Annotated in this window: 21 protein-coding genes and 30 tRNA genes; 45 read left to right on the forward strand and 6 right to left on the reverse strand. The window is 46.3% G+C overall.

All coding sequences use genetic code 11. The features are described 5' to 3' along the window. The 39 genes from QUA42_RS12175 to QUA42_RS12365 all read left to right on the forward strand — a co-directional run bounded on the left by QUA42_RS12175 (position 1) and on the right by QUA42_RS12365 (position 11,175). Positions 1-76: transfer RNA gene (locus QUA42_RS12175), tRNA-Glu, on the forward strand. 8 nt (positions 77-84) lie between these two features. Continuing rightward, a tRNA-Tyr gene (locus tag QUA42_RS12180) sits at positions 85-166 on the forward strand. Between the two features lie 39 nt (positions 167-205). After that, positions 206-279: transfer RNA gene (locus QUA42_RS12185), tRNA-Tyr, on the forward strand. A 23-nt stretch (positions 280-302) separates the two neighbouring features. Further along, positions 303-379, forward strand: a tRNA-Glu gene (locus tag QUA42_RS12190). Positions 380-383: 4 nt separating this feature from the next. Further along, positions 384-465 (forward strand) — tRNA-Tyr (locus tag QUA42_RS12195). 34 nt (positions 466-499) lie between these two features. Further along, positions 500-574 (forward strand) — tRNA-Arg (locus tag QUA42_RS12200). A gap of 4 nt (positions 575-578) precedes the next feature. Next, positions 579-665: transfer RNA gene (locus QUA42_RS12205), tRNA-Ser, on the forward strand. A gap of 4 nt (positions 666-669) precedes the next feature. After that, positions 670-742, forward strand: a tRNA-Phe gene (locus tag QUA42_RS12210). A gap of 6 nt (positions 743-748) precedes the next feature. Continuing rightward, positions 749-823, forward strand: a tRNA-Asn gene (locus QUA42_RS12215). Between the two features lie 10 nt (positions 824-833). Further along, positions 834-912 (forward strand) — tRNA-Gln (locus QUA42_RS12220). Between the two features lie 5 nt (positions 913-917). Continuing rightward, positions 918-991: transfer RNA gene (locus tag QUA42_RS12225), tRNA-Gln, on the forward strand. Positions 992-1,020: 29 nt separating this feature from the next. Beyond that, positions 1,021-1,097: transfer RNA gene (locus tag QUA42_RS12230), tRNA-Leu, on the forward strand. Positions 1,098-1,120: 23 nt separating this feature from the next. After that, a tRNA-Leu gene (locus QUA42_RS12235) sits at positions 1,121-1,201 on the forward strand. 4 nt (positions 1,202-1,205) lie between these two features. Further along, positions 1,206-1,278: transfer RNA gene (locus QUA42_RS12240), tRNA-Pro, on the forward strand. A 4-nt stretch (positions 1,279-1,282) separates the two neighbouring features. Then, positions 1,283-1,358 (forward strand) — tRNA-Leu (locus QUA42_RS12245). Between the two features lie 51 nt (positions 1,359-1,409). Next, positions 1,410-1,483, forward strand: a tRNA-Leu gene (locus QUA42_RS12250). A gap of 95 nt (positions 1,484-1,578) precedes the next feature. Further along, positions 1,579-1,649, forward strand: a tRNA-OTHER gene (locus QUA42_RS12255). 6 nt (positions 1,650-1,655) lie between these two features. Then, positions 1,656-1,732, forward strand: a tRNA-Thr gene (locus tag QUA42_RS12260). Between the two features lie 5 nt (positions 1,733-1,737). Beyond that, positions 1,738-1,808 (forward strand) — tRNA-Gly (locus QUA42_RS12265). Positions 1,809-1,867: 59 nt separating this feature from the next. Then, positions 1,868-1,939, forward strand: a tRNA-Gly gene (locus QUA42_RS12270). A gap of 5 nt (positions 1,940-1,944) precedes the next feature. Then, positions 1,945-2,019: transfer RNA gene (locus QUA42_RS12275), tRNA-Val, on the forward strand. Positions 2,020-2,025: 6 nt separating this feature from the next. Then, positions 2,026-2,098, forward strand: a tRNA-Arg gene (locus tag QUA42_RS12280). 311 nt (positions 2,099-2,409) lie between these two features. Further along, positions 2,410-2,483 (forward strand) — tRNA-Arg (locus QUA42_RS12285). 7 nt (positions 2,484-2,490) lie between these two features. Further along, positions 2,491-2,567: transfer RNA gene (locus QUA42_RS12290), tRNA-Ala, on the forward strand. 61 nt (positions 2,568-2,628) lie between these two features. Next, positions 2,629-2,701 (forward strand) — tRNA-Ala (locus QUA42_RS12295). Positions 2,702-2,707: 6 nt separating this feature from the next. After that, positions 2,708-2,782, forward strand: a tRNA-His gene (locus QUA42_RS12300). Positions 2,783-2,786: 4 nt separating this feature from the next. Beyond that, positions 2,787-2,869 (forward strand) — tRNA-Ser (locus QUA42_RS12305). Positions 2,870-3,328: 459 nt separating this feature from the next. Then, positions 3,329-3,901: a dihydrofolate reductase family protein gene (locus QUA42_RS12310; RefSeq protein WP_333137519.1), complete on the forward strand. Its 573-nt coding sequence runs from the start codon at positions 3,329-3,331 to the stop codon at positions 3,899-3,901. Positions 3,902-4,002: 101 nt separating this feature from the next. After that, a tRNA-Lys gene (locus tag QUA42_RS12315) sits at positions 4,003-4,074 on the forward strand. Positions 4,075-4,316: 242 nt separating this feature from the next. Next, positions 4,317-5,546, forward strand: coding sequence for an elongation factor Tu (gene tuf, locus QUA42_RS12320; RefSeq protein WP_333137520.1), 1,230 nt, complete (start codon positions 4,317-4,319; stop codon positions 5,544-5,546). 30 nt (positions 5,547-5,576) lie between these two features. Next, entirely contained in the window at positions 5,577-5,744 is a 168-nt protein-coding gene (locus QUA42_RS12325; RefSeq protein ID WP_333137521.1) for an ATP-grasp domain-containing protein, read from the forward strand. A 136-nt stretch (positions 5,745-5,880) separates the two neighbouring features. After that, a tRNA-Lys gene (locus QUA42_RS12330) sits at positions 5,881-5,954 on the forward strand. Between the two features lie 189 nt (positions 5,955-6,143). After that, the gene (locus QUA42_RS12335) at positions 6,144-7,106 is read left to right on the forward strand and encodes a GNAT family N-acetyltransferase (RefSeq protein WP_333137522.1); all 963 of its coding nucleotides are present in this window, start codon (positions 6,144-6,146) and stop codon (positions 7,104-7,106) included. Between the two features lie 304 nt (positions 7,107-7,410). Beyond that, the gene (locus QUA42_RS12340; RefSeq protein ID WP_333137523.1) at positions 7,411-7,611 is read left to right on the forward strand and encodes a radical SAM protein; all 201 of its coding nucleotides are present in this window, start codon (positions 7,411-7,413) and stop codon (positions 7,609-7,611) included. A 123-nt stretch (positions 7,612-7,734) separates the two neighbouring features. Then, the gene (locus tag QUA42_RS12345; RefSeq protein ID WP_333137524.1) at positions 7,735-7,935 is read left to right on the forward strand and encodes a hypothetical protein; all 201 of its coding nucleotides are present in this window, start codon (positions 7,735-7,737) and stop codon (positions 7,933-7,935) included. A gap of 209 nt (positions 7,936-8,144) precedes the next feature. Beyond that, positions 8,145-8,215 (forward strand) — tRNA-Leu (locus QUA42_RS12350). A 316-nt stretch (positions 8,216-8,531) separates the two neighbouring features. After that, positions 8,532-8,993, forward strand: a complete 462-nt coding sequence (locus tag QUA42_RS12355) for a hypothetical protein (RefSeq protein WP_333137525.1) — start codon at positions 8,532-8,534, stop codon at positions 8,991-8,993. A gap of 210 nt (positions 8,994-9,203) precedes the next feature. Then, positions 9,204-10,643, forward strand: coding sequence for a hypothetical protein (locus QUA42_RS12360; protein ID WP_333137526.1), 1,440 nt, complete (start codon positions 9,204-9,206; stop codon positions 10,641-10,643). A gap of 73 nt (positions 10,644-10,716) precedes the next feature. Then, positions 10,717-11,175, forward strand: a complete 459-nt coding sequence (locus tag QUA42_RS12365; protein ID WP_333137527.1) for a DIP1984 family protein — start codon at positions 10,717-10,719, stop codon at positions 11,173-11,175. Positions 11,176-11,739: 564 nt separating this feature from the next. On the opposite strand, the gene QUA42_RS12370 is transcribed toward QUA42_RS12365, so the two are convergent. After that, positions 11,740-11,994 carry a DUF433 domain-containing protein gene (locus QUA42_RS12370; RefSeq protein ID WP_333137528.1) on the reverse strand — a complete coding sequence of 85 codons (255 nt, stop codon included), beginning with the start codon at positions 11,992-11,994 and terminating at the stop codon, positions 11,740-11,742. A gap of 431 nt (positions 11,995-12,425) precedes the next feature. On the opposite strand from QUA42_RS12370, the gene QUA42_RS12375 reads away from it, so the two are divergent. After that, a complete protein-coding gene (locus tag QUA42_RS12375; RefSeq protein WP_333137529.1) occupies positions 12,426-12,767 on the forward strand; it encodes a hypothetical protein in 342 nt (113 codons plus the stop codon). A gap of 143 nt (positions 12,768-12,910) precedes the next feature. Here the strand turns inward: QUA42_RS12375 and QUA42_RS12380 are convergent, their stop codons facing one another. Beyond that, positions 12,911-13,303 carry a DUF4189 domain-containing protein gene (locus QUA42_RS12380; protein ID WP_333137530.1) on the reverse strand — a complete coding sequence of 131 codons (393 nt, stop codon included), beginning with the start codon at positions 13,301-13,303 and terminating at the stop codon, positions 12,911-12,913. A 153-nt stretch (positions 13,304-13,456) separates the two neighbouring features. On the opposite strand from QUA42_RS12380, the gene QUA42_RS12385 reads away from it, so the two are divergent. The 4 genes from QUA42_RS12385 (at position 13,457) to QUA42_RS12400 (ending at position 16,131) form a co-directional block, all read left to right on the forward strand. Further along, on the forward strand, positions 13,457-14,284 hold the full coding sequence (locus tag QUA42_RS12385; RefSeq protein WP_333137531.1) for a hypothetical protein: 828 nt from the start codon (positions 13,457-13,459) through the stop codon (positions 14,282-14,284). 12 nt (positions 14,285-14,296) lie between these two features. Further along, positions 14,297-14,935 carry a ThiF family adenylyltransferase gene (locus tag QUA42_RS12390; RefSeq protein ID WP_333137532.1) on the forward strand — a complete coding sequence of 213 codons (639 nt, stop codon included), beginning with the start codon at positions 14,297-14,299 and terminating at the stop codon, positions 14,933-14,935. A 129-nt stretch (positions 14,936-15,064) separates the two neighbouring features. Next, positions 15,065-15,421, forward strand: a complete 357-nt coding sequence (locus QUA42_RS12395) for a peptidoglycan-binding domain-containing protein (protein WP_333073710.1) — start codon at positions 15,065-15,067, stop codon at positions 15,419-15,421. A gap of 143 nt (positions 15,422-15,564) precedes the next feature. Next, the gene (locus QUA42_RS12400; RefSeq protein WP_333137533.1) at positions 15,565-16,131 is read left to right on the forward strand and encodes a DUF924 family protein; all 567 of its coding nucleotides are present in this window, start codon (positions 15,565-15,567) and stop codon (positions 16,129-16,131) included. Between the two features lie 212 nt (positions 16,132-16,343). Here the strand turns inward: QUA42_RS12400 and QUA42_RS12405 are convergent, their stop codons facing one another. Together QUA42_RS12405 and QUA42_RS12410 are read right to left on the reverse strand one after the other, a co-directional pair. Further along, positions 16,344-17,690 carry a sorbosone dehydrogenase family protein gene (locus QUA42_RS12405; RefSeq protein ID WP_333137534.1) on the reverse strand — a complete coding sequence of 449 codons (1,347 nt, stop codon included), beginning with the start codon at positions 17,688-17,690 and terminating at the stop codon, positions 16,344-16,346. 356 nt (positions 17,691-18,046) lie between these two features. Then, positions 18,047-18,547 (reverse strand): autotransporter, encoded by a 501-nt coding sequence (locus QUA42_RS12410; protein ID WP_333137535.1) that lies wholly within the window; start codon positions 18,545-18,547, stop codon positions 18,047-18,049. A gap of 673 nt (positions 18,548-19,220) precedes the next feature. Here QUA42_RS12410 and QUA42_RS12415 point away from each other — a divergent pair. Then, positions 19,221-19,856: a L,D-transpeptidase gene (locus QUA42_RS12415; RefSeq protein WP_333137536.1), complete on the forward strand. Its 636-nt coding sequence runs from the start codon at positions 19,221-19,223 to the stop codon at positions 19,854-19,856. Positions 19,857-20,056: 200 nt separating this feature from the next. Here the strand turns inward: QUA42_RS12415 and QUA42_RS12420 are convergent, their stop codons facing one another. Together QUA42_RS12420 and QUA42_RS12425 are read right to left on the reverse strand one after the other, a co-directional pair. Continuing rightward, on the reverse strand, positions 20,057-21,925 hold the full coding sequence (locus QUA42_RS12420; protein ID WP_333137537.1) for a tetratricopeptide repeat protein: 1,869 nt from the start codon (positions 21,923-21,925) through the stop codon (positions 20,057-20,059). Between the two features lie 483 nt (positions 21,926-22,408). Continuing rightward, the gene (locus QUA42_RS12425; RefSeq protein WP_333137538.1) at positions 22,409-22,621 is read right to left on the reverse strand and encodes a hypothetical protein; all 213 of its coding nucleotides are present in this window, start codon (positions 22,619-22,621) and stop codon (positions 22,409-22,411) included. Positions 22,622-23,014: the final 393 nt, after the last annotated feature.

A 23,014-nucleotide genomic window follows, 5' to 3' on the forward strand; every position in this document is an offset into this window, starting at 1 on the left:
GTGCTGTAGGCAAATGGTTTAAGCCGCTTGGTTTTCACCCAAGTGATTGCGGGTTCAACTCCCGTCAGCACTTCCAATTTTTCTGGGTCGGCTCTCCTATTGGTGTAGGAAACTGTCTGTAAAACAGCAGCTTAAAGCGTTGCTGGTTCAATTCCAGCCCGGCCCATTTGCAACTGTCTGTATTTAATCTGCAGTTGCAAAGCAAGAGAGCGTGGTGTAGCTGGATAACATCTCAGTTAATAAAACTGAAGATTGAGGGTTCAAATCCCTCCCTTCTCGCTTCAGTTCCTGTGCCAATTTATAGTGCTGTAGGCAAATGGTTTAAGCCGCTTGGTTTTCACCCAAGTGATTGCGGGTTCAACTCCCGTCAGCACTTCCAAACTGGGTCGGCCCTCCTACTGGCGTGGGTACCTGTCTGTAAAACAGTAGCTTAAAGCGTTGCTGGTTCAATTCCAGCCCGACCCATTTGTAACTGCATTTAATATGCAGTTGCAATCTTGAGAACGTGGTGTAACTGGATAACATCTCAGTCTACGAAACTGAAGATTTGGGGGTTCAAATCCCTCCGTTCTCGCTGTGGAGAGGTGGCCGAGTGGCTTAAGGCGCTTTCCTGCTAAGAAAGAGCGGTTTAACAGCCGTCGAGGGTTCAAATCCCTCCTTCTCCGTTTTCCCCCGATAGCTAAGTTGGTAGAGCGCTTGTCTGAAGAGCAGGAGGTCGTCAGTTCGATACTGACTTGGGGGATTGCGTTGCCTTATAGCTCAATGGTAGAGCAAGCGGTTGTTAACCGCTAGGTTGTAGGTTCGAGTCCTACTGGGGCAGCCATTTTTTAAATTGCCGGGTAGACAAATTGGTAAAGTCGCCTATCTCTGAAATAGGAGTTTCTGTAGGTTCAAAGCCTACCCCGGCACCCAATTATTGGGAAGTCGCCTAATCGGTATGGCACCGCTCTTTGAAAGCGGAAAAATGCAGGTTCGATCCCTGCCTTCCCAGTTCTGCTATTACCAAAGCAGAGCAATTACACTCCTGTAGCCCAATTGGCAGAGGCCGCAATTTCAAAAATTGTGTTGTGTGAGTTCAAATCTCACCAGGAGTACCAAATTTTCAACTAAGTTTCTACTTGCTCCTGTGGCGGAATTGGCAGACGCGGCAGACTTAAAATCTGTTTTATTTTGAGTGTGAGTTCGAGTCTCACTAGGAGCATGAACGGGATGTAATTCAGCGGCCAGAAGCCATGCTTTGGGAGCATGGAGTCGTTGGTTCAAATCCAACCATCCCGACTTTACCCCTGTGATGTAATTGGAAAACATCACTCGCTCAGAACGAGTGTTTTTTGCAGGTTCGAGTCCTGTCAGGGGTATGAGGTTTTATTCAATCTCAAATCTCAAATCTCAAATCTCAAATCGGTTTTGCCCCTGTAGCCCAATCGGTAGAGGCGCTAGATTTAGGATCTAGTTAGTGCTGGTTCGATGCCAGTCAGGGGTATTTGGTGACATCGCGGGTGAAGTAGCCTGGGTAGGCTTGGAGGTCTCATAAGCCTCTTAATAGCAGGTTCAACTCCTGCCCCCGCCACCAAAAATGCAGGTGTGATGTAATTGGCAACATGAGGCTTTTGTAAGCTTTCTTGCCAGTTCAAATCTCGCCATCTGCTTGGCGTGCTGGTGTAGCTCAATTAGGCAGAGCAACTGATTTGTAATCAGTCGGTTGTAGGTTCAATTCCTATCACCAGCCCCACAATTGCGGATATGGTGTAACGGTAGCATTCGAGTCTTCCAAACTCTAGGCACGAGTTCGAGCCTCGTTATCCGCTTGGCTAAACGAGAGATTTTTTCAATCCAAAATCTCAAATTTCCAATCTAAAATCGGTTTGCGGATGTCATGTAGCGGCTAGCATCTGAGTATGCCATTCTCAGCGCATGGGTTCGAGTCCCATCATCCGCTTTTGTAGTCCTGTAGCTCAACGGTAGAGCGTTTGCCTTACAAGCAAGATGTTGCAGGTTCAAATCCTGTCAGGACTACCAGTTTATGGGAGTGTAGCTCAATGGATAGAGCGCCGCGCTTCGGACGCGGATGTTGTGGGTTCGAGTCCTACCACTCTCGTTGTTTTTTCTTTAATTTAAGGAGGTTGATTCCATTGAATGGATAATTTTTTATATTAAGATCGATCGCCCTTTGCGTGCCCCAATCTTTGGAGCCTACATACTTTAGTACGAGAGGAAAGGTAACGCTGTCAACATCAGCGGGCGTTTGAGAACGAGGAGTGCGATGAACCCGGCAGGTTGGCTTAAAGGTAGCCATCCTTTAAAGAGTGTGTAATAACTCATCGGCGGAGTCCCTCTAGTAACTGAGAACACGCAATGCTCTGATAACTTGCACGTCAAAGTCCGATCGCACACATCAACAAAAAATACGGGAGTGTAACTCAACTGGATAGAGTGTCGAGCTTCTACCTCGAATGTTGTGGGTTCAAGTCCTACCGCTCCTGCTGTCTGGGGTTCGTAGCTTAATTGGTAAAGCATCTAACTGGCTGTTAGAAAGATATCGGTTCAAATCCGATCGCAATCCACCACACCAATTTTAGATTTTAGATTTTAGATTTTAGATTTACTCCACAGGTGAATCTTTTAGCCGGGGTCATAGCTCAATTGGTAGAGCGCTTGCTTTGCACGCAAGAGGTTAGGAGTTCGATCCTCCTTGACTCCACTTACGGTGTCTGAAGTCGAAGCGGTCGAGACGCTAGCCCGTGAAGCTAGTTATTAGCGGGTTCAAGCCCCGTCAGACACCCCTTGGAAGATGCCGCTAAATGGTTGGCAACCAGTCTTGAAAACTGGGGTACAGGTAACTGTAAGGGTTCGATTCCTTCATCTTCCTTTTAACCACTGGAAGTCGAAAAGCGAGACACCGTGCTGATAACGCGGGGATAGGAGGGGCAGTACCTCCTCGGTGGATTGCTTATGATTTTATATATAAATAAGGGACAATTATGGTTGATTTTTTCACGAGATTTGCTATCCTAGACGGAGCAAAATTATGGGGAGGTCGCCTAAGTGGAATGGCACCGTAAAAACTTTGGAAAAGCGGCTCCCAAAAGGACGAGCGGGTTTGTTGAGTAGGGTAAAAAGTTGCTTCGCGACGTTCCCTGAAAACGAAAACTGGCAGCGGGTTGCGGAGGCACTGAAAGGAATTAACAGTCCGAGATGGGGGCAGTTCTCATCTGCTTGCGGGCAGTAAGGAAGCGCGTTTCCTGAAAGTTGCTGTCGATCGATGCGGGTTCGAGTCCCGTCCTCTCCATTTATTGTCTTTAACATTTTAACAAAAGAAAGGTTAAATATGAGAAAACTAAAATATTACGTTGCTTGCACCGTTGACGGGTTTATTGCTCGCGAAGATGGCTCATTTGATTGTTTTCCTATGCAAGGAGAGCATTTTGCTGATTTGTTCGATTCCTTTCCTGAAACTTTTCCGGCTCACTTTCAGGAAGCACGAGGCATTCGTGCAGAGAACAAGCAGTTTGATGCGGTTTTGATGGGACGGAAAACCTATGAGGTAGGGCTAAATTTTGGTGTAACTAATCCTTATCCCAGCTTGAAGCAGTATGTTTTTTCGCGCACTATGAAAGCCAGTCCCGATGAGAATATTGAACTTGTTTCGGACAATCCTGTCGCATTGGTTCAGGAATTGAAAAAAGAAACGGGTAAAGACATCTGGCTCTGCGGTGGTGGCGGTTTAGGGGCAACTCTTTTTTCGGAGATTGACGAGATGATTGTGAAGTTGAATCCGGTAGTTATCGGAGCGGGAATTCCTCTTTTTTCCCGTGCCATTGAGCCGACCAATTTGGAACTTGCCGAGCGCAAAATCTATAGCAACGGTTTCATGTTACTTCATTATCGAGTGAAGCATTAGCAATCGGGACTTTAGGCGTTGCAATTGCTGGGGGAAAAAAATGACTGAAGTGTTTACTACACAATGATTTTTTAGGAATTACACAAACGCTGAATTTTTAAGGGTGGTTAGCAAAGCGGTTATGCACCCGGCTTTTAACCGGTACCAGATAGGTTCAACTCCTATACCACCCACTTTCAATCTATCAGCGTTAATCAGCGTTTATCTGCGGTTAAAAATCCAAAACTTGGAAAGTGCGGCTGTGTGGACGGCAACTGGTTTGGAATACCAGCGTACGGCGAAAGCTGTAGAGGTTCGACTCTTCCACTTTCCTTTTTAATCATTAGTCATCAGTCATTAGTCATCAATAACAGGCTAAGGACTAAAAACTCATGATTAGAAACCAAAAACAACTCTTAGAGGAGAATCAAATGTAATGTCACGCACCAAATTTGAACGGAACAAACCCCACGTCAATGTCGGTACGATCGGTCACGTTGACCACGGCAAAACAACCCTAACAGCGGCGATTACAATGACGCTGGCTGTACAGGGTCGGGCCAAGGCTAAAAAGTACGATGAAATCGATGCTGCACCGGAAGAAAAACAGCGGGGAATCACGATTAATACGGCTCACGTTGAGTATGAAACTGGCGATCGCCATTATGCTCACGTTGATTGTCCGGGTCACGCTGATTACGTGAAAAACATGATCGTGGGTGCCGCTCAAATGGATGGTGCAATTCTCGTCGTGTCGGCTGCAGATGGTTCGATGCCTCAAACTCGCGAACATATCTTGTTAGCGCGGCAAGTGGGAGTGCCGAAGTTGGTTGTCTTTTTGAATAAGAAAGATATGGTGGACGATGCGGAAATTTTGGAGTTGGTGGAGTTAGAAATTCGCGAACTTCTCAGTTCTTACGGTTTCCCTGGCGATGATATTCCAATTGTCGCAGGTTCGGCACTGAAAGCGCTGGAAAAAATGACTGCTAATCCGAAAATTCAGCGCGGCGAGGATGAGTGGGTTGATGGCATTTACAATTTGATGGATGCGGTAGATGACTGGATTTCTACGCCCGATCGGGATATTGACAAACCTTTTCTGATGGCTGTTGAAGATGTGTTCTCGATCAAAGGCCGGGGAACTGTCGCCACGGGCAAAATCGAGCGGGGTAAAATCAAAGTCGGCGATACTGTGGAATTGGTGGGAATCCAAAACACTCGCACGATAACTGTTATCGGCGTTGAAATGTTCCAGCAACTTCTGGATGAAGGAATGGCTGGAGATAATGTCGGTTTGTTGCTTCGTGGCATCCAAAAAGACGAAATTGAGCGGGGGATGGTGCTTGCTAAACCCGGTTCAATTCAACCTCACACTGAATTCGATTCTGAGGTTTACGTGCTGTCGGAAAAAGAAGGCGGCCGCCGAACTCCTTTCTTTGCGGGATATCGCCCTCAATTCTTCGTGCGGACAACGGATGTTACGGGTACGATCGCATCTTTTACGGCTGATGACGGGAGCACGATCAACATGGTAGTTCCGGGCGATCGGGTTAATATGACTGTGAAGTTGTTGCAGCCGATCGCGATCGAACAAAATATGCGTTTTGCCATCCGCGAAGGTAATCGCACTGTCGGCGCGGGTGTCGTCTCCCGAATTCTGAAATAGACGTTTTCGGAAGCAATTAGAATCAGTAAGGTGGGCAAAATTCCACCTTACTCATTAATTCACAGCAAATTTTTCTGTGTGGATGCAGTAGATCGCCAAGATGGAGTCAAGCGAATTGTCGAGATTGAAGATGGCCAAGTATCAGATTTGGTTGGATGGTCTGCCGCACGTTTTGCACAACTCTGGGGAGGTGCTTGAGGTCGATCGCGCTTAAATCAAATGTGGAATCAGCGCGATCAAACTTAAATTAAATGTTGGAGTAAGGGCGATCGTCACAAATTTTTCCAAAAATAGTTGATTTTTCAGAACGGTTGTGTTATACTAGCTTAGATGCGGGAGTATAGCTCAGTTGGTTAGAGCAGGTGACTCTTAATCTCAAGGTCGAAGGTTCAAGTCCTTCTACTCCCATCCCAAATCCTGAACCTGAATTTATCGAAACTCACGAGTGCAGTCAACTGCTGTAGCGGTTCGAGGCGTCGGCGTGTTTGCGCGGTCGGATTTTTAATGCCGATCGACCATTGGGGCGAGTCGATCGATAAAAGTGCGATCGCCCAAGCTATTTTTAAACTGAATAAGCACAGGAAATTGTGATTAGCTATGATGGCAAATCTCTCGGCGCGCTGCTATGCGGGCGATCGCGATTTAGATGCGATCGCCCATTTAATCAATACTTGCGAAGAAGTCGATCAGCTCGATGAAGGCACTTCCATCTCGGAACTCCAACAAGAATTTAACGCACCGTCTCTAGACAAAGCCCGCGATATCCGCCTTTGGGAAGATGCGGAGGGAAAATTAATCGGTTTTGCTCAGTTGTCAGTTTCTGAGCCTGGGGAAGTAATTGACGGTTGGCTGTGGTTTCGCGTCCAACCGGAGGCGCGCGGAGGCGATGTGGAAGCAGCCGCGATCGCCTGGGGTGAAGTGCGGATGCGCGAAGTGTCTGCGATGCGGGGCGCGCGCGTGAAACTGCGAACCTACGCGCGCGCTGAGGATTGCGCTCGCATTTCTGTGCTGGCTAATTGCGGTTTTAAGGCCGATCGCTATTTTTACCGAATGGCGCGATCGCTCTCTGAACCGCTCCCAGAACCGCAATTCCCCGAAGGTTTCGCGCTGCGTCAGTTCCCCGGCCAACAGGAGGCGGCAGCTTGGGTAGAAATGTTCAACCAGTCGTTTATCGATCACTGGAATCATCACGATTTAACGGTGGATAAATTTAAGCACGAGTTAGCTAAACCCGATTACAGAAATGATTTAGACTTGATTGCTGTTGCTGATGACGGCACATTTGTCAGTTTTTGTTCCTGCCTGATTTGTGTGGAAGAGTGCGATCGTACCGGGCGCAATGAAGGCTGGATTGCTTGTCTCGGCACTAGGCGCGGCTTCCGCAAAATGGGATTGGGACGAGCGATGTTGCTCGCTGGTTTGCATCGGCTCAAAGCTGCCGGTGTGGCTACTGCTATTCTCGGCGTCGATGCTGAAAATTCATCAGGTGCATTGCATCTTTACGAGTCTGCTGGCTTCCACAATATTCGCGACAGCATTTCTTATGTTAAGGACGTTTGATCGATGTTACAGTTCGCGATCGCGCTTTGACCAAAGAAACCGGGTTTTTTACCGGATCTGCGGGTTGCAACGAAATATTTTCGTGAAAAAACCAGGTTTCTCGCCACTGGTGTAAGTTTTATCTAAAAAACTTTTGCTACCCCCTTGACACTTGTGTAGTACAAATGTAGTATAAAGACATGGAAAGCGCAGGACAAGCAAAAACCTGTATTTTTCGTGCAAATTCTGAACCTTGACAACTAAATATTGCTCAAAATTTCAAGGAACATCAATTTGAAAGTCTTGCAATACAGACTCAATTGTCATGTTGTTACTTTATACGAGACTGTTCGGTTACAAACTGACTCGACCAGAGTCAGATGCTGTACGAAATCAGTCTAATTTCAATGAATTTCATGCGGATTCAGAACAGACAAGTTCGGCCAGATTTCAAGCAACCAAAAAGGCTGAGGAAATCTGCCAAATCAAACAAGCTTATCACCTAAAACGGCGCTTCTTTCCGTAAAGATTATCAGATTTCGTGAATCTTTACCGATACTGGCAATTTGCTAAGTCTCACAAAAAGCCAAAGTCGAGAGCAGATAAGCTACCAATCCAAAATTCAAAATTGCTCTAGGAGGTATCGGTAATGGTTCACATTCGTTTTGAAGGACGTTCCTATGACTTGGCAGAAAACCAACTGGGCATCGAGGCAGGAATGAGCGATCGAGCTATTAAGGAACGTCTAGCCAACCATTTTGATGTCAAGGGATCTCGCTTCGAGTCTTACGTGCTCGATCGCCGTCCCAGTGGGGATTTAATTGTCCGCCCAGAAGCCGTTTACGGCTAGAAATTCACTTAAAGCACGTATTAGACAGCGCACCCCAACTAAAGAAGCTTACAAACTGGATACGTTCGACTTAAAATCGAATCGTAGGTTCAATTCCTACTTGCCGCGAGGCTAAAGCTTCTCTGACTTGTGCGCTGCCTTTTATAGCTGAATTTTTTATATCTATCGGGCGCTTAAAAGTTCCACTTCGCGCCCTAATCAAGGAAGCTTACATACTAGCTCTTGGTAGAGCATTTCTCTTAAAAAGAAAAGGTCGCGGGTTCAACTCCTGCGTATGTGCAAACGGCTTTCTTAACTTGCGCGAAGTGACTTTTAATGCTATAAAAAGCAAAAATAATTGAGCAATTTAGAATAATCACAAGTCAAAAATTTCTAGCTTAGAGATTATAAAAATTTTGTTCCGCACCCTAACGAGTGAAGCGAATACACACATTCTAATCGATTGGTCGCAGGTTCAAATCCTGCCAGCCCCGTTTAAGGGGCTGTAGCTCAGGGGTAGAGCCATCGGACAGTCAAAACGCTTCGCAAACTTGTGCGGAACATCTCATCTTTATAAAAAGTTAGATATAAAAGTGGTGTGTGAGGAGACTTAAATTATGACCAAAAAAACTATAATTTACCGATCGCCCAAAGAGATAGACAGTGTGATTCATGCCTTCCAAGAATGCAACCTGTCGCGAAGTCAATGGACGCACGAGGCACATTTAACCGTTGCCCTTTGGTATCTGTTTTATGACTCCGAGCAAGAAGCAATCAATGCGATTCGCAATGGCATTAAACGTTACAACTCGGTTCAAGGAATTGAAACCACAAAAAACAGCGGGTATCACGAAACGCTAACGCTGTTTTGGGTGCGAACTATTCGCCGATATCTCGCCGATGAAAGCCAAAATCGGTCGATCGTACATCTGGCTAACGGTTTGATTGCAAAATATGCCGATCGCACTTTACCCTTTCGCTACTACACGCGCGATCGGCTGATGTCTTGGGAAGCTCGAAATAACTGGGTTGAACCAGATTTGAGAGCGATGGAATTAGAAACAGTTTCCCTGAAATAGTTAATTTCAAATCGCAGTTTTTGCCGCGCCCCAATCGCGAGAGCTTACATACAGACCCTATTAGGTTTAGCCATAGGTTTACTAAAAAAAGCTCCCCAAACTTGCGCGGTGATTTTTAAATTTCACTCGCTAGCGTGCAACAACTGCCAACCACCGATTTTGAATACTTCTCAAATCCAACATCCAAAATCGAATAGGAAGGTAACACCAATGAATATGAATACAGCAGAACGCGATTTGCGTTTGGAAATGCTCAACAGTCTGCTCACCACTCCTCACCGTGTATTAGAAAAAGTAGCAGAAATTCACAAGTTAATTATCGAATTAGACCCCATTTTTTACGGTCATTTAGCAGTGTGGTATCAACGTAACGGCGACGTGCGCGATCACAAGGAAGTTTTTGCCGGAAATTTGCTGACTTCGGCGCTGACGGAACACCGAGATGCCGGTTTTATGATGCTGCAAGAGTTCCCTCCCTACGAGGTTTCGCGGATTGTGGACTTTATGAAGCGGCACCAGAATAAGGTGCCCCGCAGCGCGCGCACTGCTGTCACTCGCTATCTGAAATCGCGGGAAAAGAATCCGCAGTTTTTCGATCGCGCTGCCATCCGCAACCGCAAGGCGATGAAGCATTTGTACGCAACGCTGCACGTCAAGCCGAGCGATCGCGCTAATGCTATTCTGTTTAAAGACAATCCGCCGGAAGACTCTCTGGCATTCGTTTTGAAGCAGTTGGCCAAGGCGGCGACACCTGCGGAACAGGCGAATTTGATTGTTGAGTACAAGATTCCGTATACGATCGCAGTTGGTGCGATCAGACAGCTAACGCCAACGGTTTTGGCCGCGCTGATTAACTCGATGTCGCCGCAGGAAGTCATCAACAATTTGAAATCGATTCAGTCGCGCGGCGCGATGGAGCACCCGGAAGTCAAGCAGTTGATTGACTCGAAGCTGGATGAAGCGGCAAAGTGCGATCGGGTTTCTGCTTACAAAGCGAGTGTTGCGGGCACGGGCGCGAACTTCGACGCAGCAACGGCGGCGAAGCTGGAAGCGGTGACAAACGAACAGGTGAAGAAGCGCGGCAAGATTGCGAAAGCAACCGGTTTGTTGATTGACAAGTCTGGTTCGATGGAAAGTGCGATCGAAGTCGGTAAGCGTCTCGCTGCTTTGATTTCCGGCATTTCCGACGCTGCACTGTTCGTTTATGCCTTTGACACGATGCCATATCCATTGCAAGCAAACGGCAGCGAATTGACAGACTGGGAACGCGCTTTCAAGCACATTCGCGCTGGCGGAGGCACAAGTTGCGGTTGCGCGGTGGAAGCAATGCGAATTAAGAAACAGGTAGTTGAGCAATTCATCCTGGTAACAGATGAAGGCGAAAACTCTTCACCTTACTTCGTGGATGCTTATCCCAATTACTGCCGCCGTTTGGGGGTAATTCCTGATGTTTTGATTGTGCGAGTTGGTGCTTGGTGCGAAGATGTTGAGAAGCACTTGAAGGACAAACAAGTATCGGTGGAAACCTTTACGTTTGCGGGTGATTATTACTCATTACCGAATTTAGTGCCGATGTTGAGTCGTCCTTCGCGACTGGAATTGTTGATGGAAATTCTCGACACGTCGCTGCCTGTGAGGGATGACAAGTAAAATGTAGGGTGTGCACTGCACACCTTACTTATTATATAGCAAAAATTTGCACGGATCTTAAGGACAAGACACTATGAAACTAGCGGAAGCTTTAATTTTAAGAGCGGACTGTCAAAAAAGAATGGAACAACTGCGAGCCAGATTGACAAGAAGTGCTAAAGTACAGGAAGGAGAAGAACCTCCAGAAAATCCCCAAGCACTAATTAGCGAATTAGATGCAGGGGTGCAAGAACTGGAAGACTTAATTAAGAAAATTAACAAGACTAATTCGCTGACAACTCTGGAAGATGGAGTGACTTTATCGGATGCTTTAGCGAACAGAGATGCTCTCGGGCTTAAGCGCGGCATTTACAATTCTTTAGTTGACGCAAGCGCTTTGAGGCAAGACCGCTATACTCGATCTGAAGTCAAATTTTTCAGTACGATCGACGTTGGTGAAGTGCAAACGCAAATCGATCGAATGTCTAGACAGTATCGGGAGTTAGATACTAAAATACAGCAAGCAAACTGGAATAGTGAACTTATCGATTGAGCAAGTTGGTAGCCAATGCAATAGAAGCGAGCACAACCCCCAACAGGGTTAAGTTGGATGGTACGGTTGAGGGGCCATAACCAAGCGGGTTCAAACCCCGTATCACAAATCAAGCCTTGCATTGTTACAAACGTACAGGGCATTGTTAAAGTTACTACCGCGTGCAGGTCTATTGATATTGGTGAGGGTGGGTTAGGGGTTTCTTGCTCAATTCCAAAAGGTATAGCAGTTGACAGTTGACAGTTGACAGTTGACAGTTACATACTACGAGCATCAAACCGTTTATGCTAAAGGGTCATAGGATCTATTCATGAGATTATTTATGTCCTAACCTATGTGGCGGTTGCTATATAAATTAATAGAGTGAGGAGCCCGATCGCACTTTACTCCAAAACGGCCCGCTTTATTTCCTCAAGCGAAAGCGTTTTCCTACTTCTCAACTCCTCTCTCGCCTTCTCGATAATTTCGAGAAACTTGGGATTTGTACTCAGCTATCGAGGCTGTGATGCTGTGGAAATTTCAATTGTTTTCGTCATAAAACGAAAGCCTTTTATCTCTGGGAAATTATTCTCTAGTTTGAGCGATAATTGCTTGTAATTCTGGATTAGCTATGGATGACACTAACTGGGAATCGGCACCAGCCAAAGCAGCGCGTAACTTTTCCGAAGTCAGTGCAGGATATTTCTCTAACACTTGTTGTTCCGTCCATCCCGCTGCAAAGAGTCCCAGCAAAAATTCTACAGACAATCGAGTTTCTGGCGCTGCTGGTTGACTTGTTGAAGCTTTCGGGTTGGGATGAATGAGCTTTCGCCAGTCCATTGTTTTACTTAAACGATTTGGGAAGATTCCGCCGATTATACTGCATTTGGACACAGTAGAAACACGGGCCTCGTTGACTGATTGTGTAACATGATACGGCAGGTAATACCATTTTAGATTTTAGATTTTAGATTTTAGATTGGGAATCACTGATGACAACCAGGGTTGGGAGTTGGGCGACAATGGCATTTTTTTTGAGCTGGTGTCATTTCCCCATTTTGGGATTAAATTGTTATTACGATCGCAGTACAGCGCTTTCTTATAGACTAGAGTGATGGGGTAGCAACGGGGCGATCGCCCTTTTGCTTCAGTCCGTTTCTATACCAAACTGCGATTGCGCTAAATCTCAACCCACTGTGCAACGAACTGTGCAGCGAACTGTGCAACGAACTGTGCAACCCACAATACAACTACTTTAACTTCTTAAAACTATGGGAAAAAAGTCGAAAGCCAAAAAATCCCAGCTCAAAAAATCCAGTTTGCTCTGCCAGCGACTCCAAGAAGCTCTCGATCGAGGCAGCAAAGTTTGGATTAAAACAAATAATAGCAGTTTCGGAGGCATCCCGATTAATTTGTTCGGGGAGTTTGTGGAACTTTTGGTGATAGTTCCCCCTAACGAACAGGCGGAACATATCGATGCTTACGGACAAGTTACGTGGCTGATTCGACTCTCTGATATTATTGCACTCGCTTACCCTACTGAATATTGGTCTAAAGATAGATTAGAAAGTTTGCTGCCACCCGATGCAGTTACTTCCGAAGTAGGAGATTAACTGCGTAGGGTTTGCATTGCGTACCCTAATTTTAGCTGAGTTGTATTTGGTATGGTGTGCAATGCACACCATACGTTTACTATTTTTTAAGCTGTTTTAGCAGCAAACATATACACCTGTTCCACCGATTTTTATCCGTTTAATTAGTTGTTGCAAGCTGAAAGCTGCACTTTACAACTGCCGCCCTCTAGTTCGCTGCAACCTGCGAGAGCTTGAGCTTCTGCTGCTTCTTTATCGTCGCCCCAGCCCGCACCGGCTCCTCCTTTGCCTACTGCGATCGCTCCACAATTATTACTATTAGATGTCAGGGGTTCGCAGTCGTTCGCACCTCCGCTTTGTTCATTGCACACGACTACTGCTGCGTTTAGTGCTTCTTTCTCTGTAGCATGATCCCAACTAATACCAGTGGCGTCAGAAGTCGGAGAATAAGCAGTAGCTCCATAGGTGTCCTGAGCTTGGGCTACCTGGACTGAGCCAAAAAGAGGAAGTGTCAAAGCTGTGACTACAACCCACTTAGAAAAAAGCTTTTGCAGCATATTTACTTACGATATTTACAAGGTTAAGTTGCGAGGTTTTCTCAATATTAGATTAGGAGATTAATTCCTGTCAATAGTGTTGAGCAATCTTTATATTTTTTTAAATTAAAAGTGTTTTGGGTAACAAAAACTAAGATGACGGAGGTAAATTCAGTGGCAGATATCCGCCAAATCCTCAGCCAACTCGCTGCCCAAGAAGCGCACCTACTCGATACCCAATTTCTGGCGCCCTGCGTGCGCGGGGGAAGCGTGCGGATAAGAGTTAGCTCAATGATTTATACTTTTCAACCGCAGCCACGCAACTTTGAAGGATGGGCTATTTTTGGGCCAGTCAATGAGAAAATTGCTGCGGTTATTGAGGAACCGAGTTTGCCGCAAGTAGCCGAGTATTTGCAACTGCTCGTACCCGTTCGCTTGCAGTTGGCTTGCGTGCTGCAAGGGCAAACTTGGCTGGCTTATCCTGTTAACGAATCTGATGCTAAACAGCGCACTGGTGTTGCCAAACCCGTACCAGTTCATTTAGTAACTGAAGGTTCGCAGTTTGAGCAGATCGTTACGCGCTGGGACGGTCATTGTTTGTGGTTTGAAGAGATTGATAGACGCGCCGATCCGCGGTCGTCTGAGGAATTGAAAGCAGCTTTGAAAAAGGTGATTTTGCCTCAAGAAGTTTGCTTTAAAGGGATGACACCGGAAATGCGAACAGTTTACGAATTGGTGTCCCGAAATATTAAAGATTTCAATCCAAAAGTGCGGGCAGAACAGCGCTTGCAGCGGGCGCTAAAAATGGGCGGCGGTGAATTGCGGGATTTTGGCGATCGCGAAAATTATTGGCTGGTTGAATGGACTAGCGGAACGGGAGAACACCACACTTCTGCGATCGCCAAAAATGACTTGACAGTTATGAGTGCTGGCATTTGTCTGAGCGGATTGGACAAAGACTTCGACTTGCATTCATTGGTTGGAGTCGTCGAAAATCGCTAATTCTTGATTACCATGAGTATATTTTTTCACGAACAACTTTACAGAAGTGCGGGCGTGATGTCGCAGATCAAAAATTTCCCGGTAACGGTGTGCGGGGCGGGCGCTTTGGGTGCGAATATTACAGAAAGTCTGGCGCGATCGGGCTTTTGTCAGTTAAAAGTCATCGATCGCGATCGCATCGAGGAATGCAACCTTTCCACTCAACCTTATTATCGATCGGACATCGGCGCATTCAAAGCCAAAATTCTCGCCAACAACCTCTACCGCGCTTTGGGAGTCAGCATTGACGCGCACTCAAAAGAATTGACGCCCGCAAATGCCGATCGGCTGCTGGCCAACAGCGCTACAGTCATCGATACTTTTGATAACAGTGTCGGGCGGCAAGCAGTCAAGGATTACTGTGCGAGTGCCTCCCTTCCATGCGTGCACGTCGGATTAGCTGCCGATTACTCGGAAATAATTTGGAACCAACACTATCGGGTTCCTTCAGCGGCGAATGATGACGTTTGCGATTACCCGCTGGCGCGAAACTTGGTAATGCTGACGGTTGCAGTTGCTTGCGAAGTAATTGTTACCTTTGCTGCTAACAAAGAGCAACAAAATTTAACTTGCACGATCGGAGATTTTGCAGTAAAGCCACTTATATTGTAGAATGTCGGTTGACTGTTGCCAGAAACCTGGTCAATCAAGATTGGATGCCCCCATCCTATAAACCCGGTTTCTCACCCTCAAACAATCGTCCAACTTGCAAAAAACGCTTGAAAAATTAACAGGGAAAGTATGGCCGGATCGCAGACTTTTTATTATTTACTAGCAATTCTCGCACTATTAGTTTTGACGGGCACAAGTAGAGCAAACTATGCAGCGGGCTCCGCAGTTTGCTACACTGATGATTGCCATCGACCAGCAGTGAGACACCATAAAAGGATTTTAAAATGCGGCTCGAAAGGGCACGATGTGAAGAAACTGCAAAAGTTGTTGAACGCGCGGGGCTTGTCCCCACACCCGATCGTAATTGATGGCGTTTTCGGTCCGACAACCGAAAATGCAGTGAAAAGATTTCAGCGACAAGCTCATATTCCTGTAGACGGAGTTGTGGGAGGCAAAACTTGGGACAGACTGTTTGCTAGTTCCTAACTTTAAGCACTGCACAACAAAGGTTCCTAAGTCATTATTGCTAATCATTAATCGCTGTGGTTTGTAGTTGCACAGATAGCACGTTTTGTGCAACTACAGACACAGAAGCTTTAATCAACAATCAATCGCATACTAGATTGCTAATGAATGAAGTTTTAGATTTTTGGTTTGGTCGATCGCACTCTCCAGAGTTTGGCAAAGTCCAAAAGAAATGGTTTGAAAAAGATGCGGATTTTGATGCAGAAGTGCGATCGCGCTTTCTGCCGCAATACGAACTCGCCGCCTCCGGTAAACTCGACTCATGGCAAGATTCCCCCGAAAATTGCCTAGCATTAATTATACTGCTCGATCAATTTCCGCGTAATATGTTTCGCGGAACGCCCCAAGCATTCGCCACAGACAACAAAGCTTTAGCCACCGCCGAATACGCTATTAATCATAACTTCGATCGCGAATTGCTGACTGTACAAAAATCATTTATTTATCTGCCTTTTCAACACAGCGAAAACTTAGAAAATCAGCAAAAATCTGTCGAACTATTTCGCCAACTCAGCGGCGAACCTGACAGCGACTCACTCATTGAATACGCGTTGCAGCATTTGGTAATAATCGAATGTTTTGGGAGATTTCCCCACCGCAATGAAATTCTAGGACGCGAAACAACCCCCGAAGAAGCGGAATTTCTCAAACAACCCGGTTCTGGATTTTAAAGCGCGATCGCACAATCTCGATCGTTCTGATATATTCGAGGCTTGTAGAGGCGGTTTTAGCCCGCAATCAGAACCAACAGCAGAAAATCTCTCTACAAAACCCGCCCCAACCCAGCGACTATCAAAATTGAATAGTGAAATTATAAAAGAAGATACATTGTTAATTCAACAAAAAGTAGACGCTGGTGAATAATTTATTCATCGCCCAACCGTCACCCGCGATACTGCACCCGATAAATCCGGTTGTTCGCTTCCTCAGTAAACAGCAAACTCCCGTCAGGTAAAACCAGCAAACCAACCGGCCGTCCCCAAGTTTTCGGGCCCGACGGATCTGTCAGAAAACCAGTCAGAAAATCCTCATAATAACCTTGAGGGCGTCCATTCGCCGCATTAAAAGGTACAAACACGATTTTATAACCAGTTCCAGCGTTCCGATTCCAACTGCCGCGAAACGCCACAAATGCCCCGTTGAGAAATCTTTTGGGAAAAGTTTTGCCGTCGTAAAACTGAAGCCCCAAAGCGGCCGAGTGCGCCTGAAACAAAACGTCCGGCATTAATGTTTTAGCCGCTAAATCAGGTCGATCGCTATTGCCGCTTCTGGAGTGGCGCGGGTCGAGCAAATTCGGCTTAAAATAAGCGTAAGGCCAGCCGTAAAACTCGCCTTGACGAATTCTTGTGAAGTAATCCGGCACCAAATCATCTCCCAAACCGTCGCGTTCGTTGACCGTCGTGTAGAGTTGATTTGTTTTTGGGTGAAAATCCAATCCCACCGGATTTCGCAAACCGGAAGCGAAAATTTGCTGGTTCTTGCCGTCCAAATTCATCACTTGAACAGAAGCCCTCGGCAGCGCCTCGACATCCGCATTAGATTGCGAGCCAACTGATACGAAAAGCTTGCTATTGTCGGGGGAAACGACAACATTTCGCGTCCAGTGTTGGTTGTAGCCGCCCCCCGGTAAATCGGCAATTTTTTGACCAGTACCGGTCAATTGTTCCTGCCCTTTTGTGTAGGGAAATCGGCGGACTTCAGCGGTATTTCCCAGGAAAAAATAGCGATCGCCAAAAGCCATGCCAAAGGGAATATTTAACCCGTTTTGGGTACTTGCAAAAGTCTTGCGAACCTCAGCAACCCCGTCGCTGTTGGCATCCCGCAACAGTGTAATCCGATTCTGTCGCGTTTCTGTTACCAAAACATCGCCTGTCGGCGTCAAAGCCAGCCATCGGGGAGCGTCTAAATTGTCAGCAAAAACGTTAACGACAAAGCCAGGAGGCACTCGCAGCACTGGCGATGCGGGAATCGGTACTACTTGAGGAGGTTTTGAGGCGCTTTCGCTGGCTCCTGGCTGCGGCAAAGAAGTTGCAACAATACGGATGGGCTGCGGCGACAGCGGTTTGGTCGGTACAATTTGATTTGTCCCAACATTTGTCAGCGGTGCACGGGAGGGAATTTGCGACAGGGGGCCGTTGTCGCCCACAGCAGGGGCGATCGCATCTGTAGCTCGATCGCACGCCATCACCGGCAACAGAAGAATTAGCAGCAAGAAACGCAAGTAATACATAGCAGCGATTTCTCAACAATTGCTGAACAATTCTATTATTCTAACTGCTATTAAACAGCTAAGCCACCGCCGGCGCGGTGGCTTAATTCCATTTACTGATACCAGTTGCAAAAAAGAATGCAAGTGTAGGCTAGTGCTCCAAACCTTGAGCTCGATCAGTCAATCGATTTTAGATTTTAGATTTTAGATTTTAGATTGAAGAAAGCGACGCCACTGATAACTCCGAGGGCTTGCGATCCTGATTCGAGCTTTTTTCTCGCTCCACGAATGAATCACGGGGCTTGTGACCACATTGCTTTTGGTCATTCGCAATTCTCTAATCGAAAATCGAAAATCTAAAATGGTATAACCTATCTTTACCAAAGTCCTCTCACAGGAGCCGGACGGGGAGCCGGAGCCGGAATTGGACGGGGAGCCGGAATCGGAGCCGGAGCCGGAGCCGGACGAGGAGCCGGACGCGGTGGCGGTTCTGGGGCCGGACGCGGTGCCGGTGCTGGGGTTGCGGGACGAGCAACCGTTGTGGCTACCACCTTATAATCAGGGATCACCGCGATATTTTGTATCTGAGATCCGGCGACGGTGGCTCTGACTTTCATTCCCGGTACGAGGCCAATAATTCTCAGGACGCATCTTTGAATCCTGAGAGTCCTGTACGGCGCGCTTTCTTCGCGAATAGTTACTACGTCGCCGACAATACTTTTGACAAAACCGACAATGGTTGTAGTGTTTGCTGTTGTGGTGGTCTGCGTTTGGGCTATTTGAGTTGCAGGGTTAGCCATCGCAGGAGGTACTGAGACCGCCGAAATTACCACCGACAGTGTTGCACCTGTCAATAATTTGATGTTCTGAAGACGCATTGAAACCTCACATTAACTGCTATTCAGGGTCGGGTTTGCTTCCGCTGCACGAAAGTCCCAACCTCTATACCTAATCCAGTTTAATCCCCAGAGTAGGAAATTTATGACAATCTCAAAAAAAGATTATCGAACAAGTATTGAAAGACTAAATTTTACATCATAAGTTCCCGATTTACAACAAGTTCAGCGGTTTGCATCTCTAGAGTGTTGCCGTGATATATTGAGTTTATTCGATCGACCGTAGCAGTTTTTTTCCCCCAACCTAACTGTTGCTGGGGGCAGCTCTACCCAAAGACAGATTGTGCTTGCCGGATACAGCAGCGCCATAGTTTGAATACTCGATCCCCAGTCGGTCATGGCTAAAAAATCAAATTAGTCGGAGGTATAATTTAATCATTTTCTGGCAATATTTACGCATAAACCGGGTTTTATCACGACATTCTCTTGCGTAAGTCCACTGAGCCGCTTATAAAAACCTTGTTTTTTTCGTAGTATTATTGCCTAAGCTTTGTGTTGAGTTACAAATTATCAGTGGTGGAATTTCAACTAAAAACTGTGCAGCGCAGTTGCCGTCAGAAAGTCATCTCAAAATTTTTATGATCGGGTGCGGTTGGCGGATAATTAGATAGGAACTTTGTAGGAACTGCTGGTGAGGAGTTTAGCGAACAAAACAATGGTGAAGAGCAAATTTTTGTTTGACAAGTTAATTGTACTGAGCTTGAGTGCAGCCGCGCTGTCGGTTGGCCTACAGCAGCAGGCGACTGCCGAAGTGGTGGCTAATTCAAGTAATAGTGCGATCGCGGCGCAGCGGCCCACATCCGAGACAAAATTGCCGAATCTCGGAGCCCCAGAACTGCCGCCCCTGGGAGAACCATTTCGTTATATTCCCCAGGAACCAAAGCCTGCGGTAAATCCTATTGAGGAAGTGCGTTTAGTCCTGAAATTGCGAGAACGCCGCGTCTATGTTTACCGACAAAATAAGGTGCAAGCCAGTTTCCCGGTTGCTGTGGGAAAAGGCGGGTGGGAAACTCCTACAGGCAATTTTAAAGTTATGCAAATGATCAAAGATCCTGTTTGGCAAAATCCTTGGACAGGAGAACTTATTCCTGCGGGGCCAGACAATCCATTAGGGAGTAGGTGGATGGGGTTTTGGACGGATGGCAAGAATGTGATTGGTTTTCACGGTACTCCGAATCCAGAGTCGATCGGGGGGGCGGCTTCTCACGGCTGCGTCAGGATGTTTGATAAAGACGCACAGGCTTTATTTGAGAAAGTCGCAGTTGGCACACCCGTGATAGTTGAGCATTAATTATTTCGAGGTTGGGGTGCATAAAAATACATGAACAGGCAAGATGCCTGTTCGTTCCACAAAGACCTTAAATTTGGTTGTGGGGTGGGCAGGAGAGCCCGCCCATGAAAGACTTATTGATAATGCAGCTATTGGGTGAGTTAAAACTTACATTTTGCACCCCTCTGAGCAACAGGCTTTCGGGCCTGTTCCACAAAGAGTTAAATAGATTGCTGATATTTTTCCAGCAACTCCGGGATGTAATCGTAGCCGTCAACACCGATCGCCGGAATGATATTCGCTCGACTTTGAGCCAAAGATTGTTTAAAAGATTCCGCCCCCATTTGACCGCGCAAAATTGTCAACAAACCCGCCGATTGACGCCACTCCATCGCACCAATTTGCTCCAAAGTATACATCCCCAAACTGCCTGCAAATATCGCTTTTTCTAGTGAGTTGATTCTGTAATAAGCTTGAGCCAGGTAAGCCAAATTCAGACCTTGCAAATATAAATCCCCTGAAAATTGAGCCGCTTGCCAACCTTTGAGCAAATATTCGATCGCAGATTCAGCATTTTCCAGGGCGATTTTAGCGATACCGAGACTGCTGGAACAAAAAGCTTGACTTTGGCGATCGCCCAATTTTTCCGATAGCAACAAACCTTGTTCCAAATAACCGATCGCACTCTCGTAAACCTCCGGTGCCACCTCCTCCAACTGCCGCGCTTGAAACACTTCACTGTAACCCAAATTAGCCAGAGCATTTGCCTCGCCTTGTCGCTCTCCGGCTTGTCGTGCCATAATTAAAGCCCGCTGGCTGTAATTAATCGCTTCCTGATAATTTTTTTGAGCAACATAGTTGCGGCTGATGTGATTGAGATTGGCAACTTCGCAAGCTTTGTCTCCTTCGGTACGGGCAATTTCCAGCGCTTGCTTGTGCAGCAAGAGCGATCGCTCGTAGGCCCCAGCCGCCTGCATCGAATAACCCAAAAGCGTCAGAATCCGAGCTTTTGCTTGAGTGCCTTCAACTCGGCGCAGCGGTTCGTCTAAATAATCCAAAGTATGCCGCAGGGCTTTACCATCAAACGAAGCAAAAATTCCCCCGTAAAGCGGAAAATATTCTCGCTGAGAAAAAGCGCGCAAAATTTGCAAAGTTACTTGAAAACAAGCATTTGCCAACTGCTCGCCGCTCTTGGTAGAATTATTAAACCCACTAGCTAGCTGACTCCAAATTACCGCAAAAGTAATGTAAGTAGAAATTGAAGCTTTTGTTGACACTTTGGAATCATAAACTTGCTTATCAAACCATGTCGCCAACGCCCGCTGCAAGCACTGCAAAATAATCGCCGCTTCCACCAATATGCCTAAATCTAAACTCGATTGCTGGGCTGCGAATTGAACTACAGATTCACCGAGCGCAATAGTATTCAAAAGAGCCTGGGGAAAGGGACTGTTAACTTTTTTTGCCCAAAAAGCCCAAGGCCCACTTTGTTCGGGACTACCAGCAAATCCTAGCTGCTGCGGCTGATAAATCCAGCCCACAAGTTCCGGTTCCAAACGCTGCCAAGATTCTAAACCTTTAGCGATGCCGGCGGTGATTTGCTGCAAATCTTGTTCGGTTTCGGGATTGGCAGTTTGCAGCATTTGTTGGTGCAGAGATTTTGCCAATTGCTGCAATTGAGCCAGAGTCAGCGGATGTTCTTTATTCGGGTCAATTACTTGCAATAATGCCAGGAGGCGGGCGTTAGATTCGGCGCTAACTATTTGTTGGATTGAGGATGCAATTGCGCGATCGACGCGGTTATCTTTCTGCCAGCGTTCCCATTCTCCTTGGATGGTTTTGAGAGCTCGGAGGGTGCGATTTGCCTTTGCTTGTTTGATTTCGTCTTTTTCATTTCTGACTTGATTTTCGGCGGCATCAAGGCGTTCGCCGAAACAGCGTTCAAAGATTTCGCCAGTACCCGTACTAATGTCTTGCACCAGCATTTGATAAACTTGTTCTTTGGAGCGAATTTGACCTTTGAGGGTGATTTCGACAATTTTGTCGATTAGGGCTAGGTAGCGATCGCGCAATGAGGTAGATTCAGGCATAAGTTATTTTTAGTTAATAAAATTTTATGGACAGCGCTTGCAGCTTGCACCATTTCATGCTGCTATTTAATTTTACAGCTCCTCTGGATTAATGCCCATTGCTCGCAGTCGATCGGCTAATGGATTTGCCCGCTGCCTTTCCAATTGAGCTCGCTGTCTTGGAAATGCTTCTGGAGTCCGAGCTAAATTGCCATTAACATCATACTAGCGCAGCCACAACCTCTGATGTTCCAAGAAAGAACCTTAGCACAAACCAAAACTCAATTTTATTTCCAGTATCCAGAATCGAACACCTGTTAACACTTGTTCGCGGTAAAGGTTGCCAACTCAGCGAAATACTCTCTATTGGTTGTTGTATTTGTTCAAAACAAAGTAATAACGAATCTTCAAAATTATCTCGTAAATCTGCCACTTAGTCTGCGGTTTGTTTGGTTCCGATTCAGTCAGCCCCAAATCTTCATCTTGCCTACCTAGTGACAGAAATTAGATGGCGATTACAGGAGTTACGGCTTCGTCCCAAATCGCGTAACTTTGGCGCAAGTCTCTGTCTCTGTAAAATCTCAAAACTTCGACAACTAAATACCAATCGGGTCTTTTGTACCAATTGGGATGATTGGATTCGTAGTAGAGATTTATATCGCTGGCAGAGAATACGCGATCGGCTAGATAATTAGGTAGAAAGCAGCTATAGCACAACTTTTGTGATTGCCCGGGTGATATTCGTCAGGCAAGCCTGAGCGCTCTGGGTCTTTACTTGGTACAGCCTACATCGTCGGCAGCACTTTTGTTTGCGTTGGCTGCGAATCTACTATGTAGATTGTTATACCATCATTCCTGCCAGATGTTAAGGAGATTCAGGCGGTACAGTAATTGTTACATTATAACGCGATGTGATTTGTGGTGGCAGAAATTCGGTATCCTTTGCACCGGAAATTTTTGCTAAATATTTTGCTAAATAACGATCGCGCACGGCTTTTGTTAATACAGATTCTCCCCTAGCTCCGACGGTGGGTTTTAGTTTTTTTTGGATAGTTATAAGGTATTTCAGTATGTAACGTAGGTAACATTTTTAAATGCGAACACTTAAAT

It is taken from the genome of Microcoleus sp. Pol11C2 (assembly GCF_036701505.1).
Classification (GTDB): Bacteria; Cyanobacteriota; Cyanobacteriia; order Cyanobacteriales; family Microcoleaceae; genus Microcoleus.